Raw genomic sequence first — 1,529 nt, 5'->3', positions numbered from 1 at the left:
CTGGGCCGAACGATGAGCTGTGAGCTGGGAATTGACACGAAGATCACGCTGCTGGCGACCGGACTGATCTTTCTGCTGGCGCTGGCTCTCGGGGTGTGGAAGTACCGGCAGATCATGACCAGCGTCGATCATCGCGCCCACCCGTATGTCGACATCGCACACCGGGCGGCGTTGTTATACGCGTTCGCCAGTGGGTTGACCGCGGTGTTCGTGGAATTGAGTTCCTGGCCGACGTGGGTCAATCTCACCGCGGCGATGGTGCTGGTGTTCTTCTTCGTCGCCGCGATCGGCAGTTACATCCTCCATGGCGCGCGACGCGACACCGACAATCAATTCAACCCGCCCAAGCGCGGCACCGGGCTGGCGATGTGGTCGCTCATCGCCGGCGAACTGGGCGGATTCGCGGTTGTTTTCGCCGGCTTCGTGGACGGGCAGTTGCTCTGATGGATCCCGTCGTCGCCCTGCGCCAGATCGCGTACTACCGGGACCGCAACCGGGATGATCCCCGGCGCGTCATGGCCTATCGCAACGCGGCTGACATCATCGAAAAGCTCGACGAGGCCACTCGGGAACGACACGGCCAGGCCAACAGCTGGCAGACGCTGCCGGGAATCGGGCCCAAGACGGCGAAGGTCATCGACCAGGCGTGGTCCGGGCGGGAACCCGATCTGCTCGTCGAATTACGCGCTGCCGCACAGGATTTGGGCGGTGCTGAGTTGCGCGCCGCGCTGCGGGGCGACCTGCACCTGCATTCGAACTGGTCGGACGGGTCGGCGCCGATCGAGGAGATGATGGCCACCGCGGCGGCCCTGGGCCATGAGTACTGCGCGCTGACCGATCACTCGCCGCGGTTGACCATCGCCAACGGGCTGTCTCCCGAACGGCTGCGCAAGCAGCTCGACGTGATCGACGAACTGCGTGAGCAGTTCGCGCCCATGCGCATCCTGACCGGCATCGAGGTCGACATCCTCGACGACGGCAGCCTGGACCAGGAACCCGAATTGCTGGACCGGCTGGACATCGTGGTGGCCAGCGTGCACTCCAAGCTGTCCATGGACGCCGCGGCGATGACCCGTCGTATGGTGCGCGCCGTCTCGGATCCGCACACCGACGTACTGGGCCACTGCACTGGCCGGCTGGTGGCGGGTAACCGGGGGATACGGCCGGAGTCGAAATTCGACGCCGAGGCGGTGTTCAGCGCCTGCCGCGACCACGGCACCGCAGTCGAGATCAACTCCCGTCCGGAACGGCGAGACCCGCCCACCCGGTTGCTGAACCTGGCCCGCGACATCGGGTGTGTGTTCAGCATCGATACCGACGCGCACGCACCGGGGCAGCTGGACTTCCTGGGTTACGGCGCCCAGCGTGCGCTGGACGCGGAGATTCCCGCCGAGCGCATCGTCAACACCTGGCCGGTGGAGGAACTGCTGGACTGGTCAGTCCGGTAGGTGCGGCATTTCCAGGCCCGGGTCCCTGCCCACCAAGACCGCGCGGGTGACCGCGGACTTGCCGTAGCGATGGCGGATTCG

The 1,529-nt window shown here is 66.1% G+C and carries 2 protein-coding genes; both read left to right on the top strand.

Features of this window, described 5'->3' with window-relative positions; genetic code table 11:
* Positions 1–12 precede the first annotated feature (12 nt).
* The gene (locus tag A9W95_RS15040) at positions 13–444 is read left to right on the top strand and encodes a hypothetical protein (RefSeq protein WP_067414093.1); all 432 of its coding nucleotides are present in this window, start codon (positions 13–15) and stop codon (positions 442–444) included.
* Positions 444–1,448, top strand: a complete 1,005-nt coding sequence (locus A9W95_RS15035; RefSeq protein ID WP_067414089.1) for a PHP domain-containing protein — start codon at positions 444–446, stop codon at positions 1,446–1,448. The genes A9W95_RS15040 and A9W95_RS15035 overlap by 1 nt, the downstream gene beginning before the upstream one ends.
* Positions 1,449–1,529: the final 81 nt, after the last annotated feature.

The sequence above is a fragment of the Mycobacterium sp. 1423905.2 genome (assembly GCF_001673155.1).
Classification (GTDB): Bacteria; Actinomycetota; Actinomycetes; order Mycobacteriales; family Mycobacteriaceae; genus Mycobacterium.
This window is presented reverse-complemented; position numbering and strand designations above follow the sequence as displayed.

Bases quoted from the DNA above. Each gene is read 5' to 3' on its own strand.
- A9W95_RS15035 (WP_067414089.1), top strand. From the start codon at position 444: ATGGATCCCGTCGTCGCCCTGCGCCAGATCGCGTACTACCGGGACCGC.
- A9W95_RS15040 (WP_067414093.1), top strand. From the start codon at position 13: ATGAGCTGTGAGCTGGGAATTGACACGAAGATCACGCTGCTGGCGACC.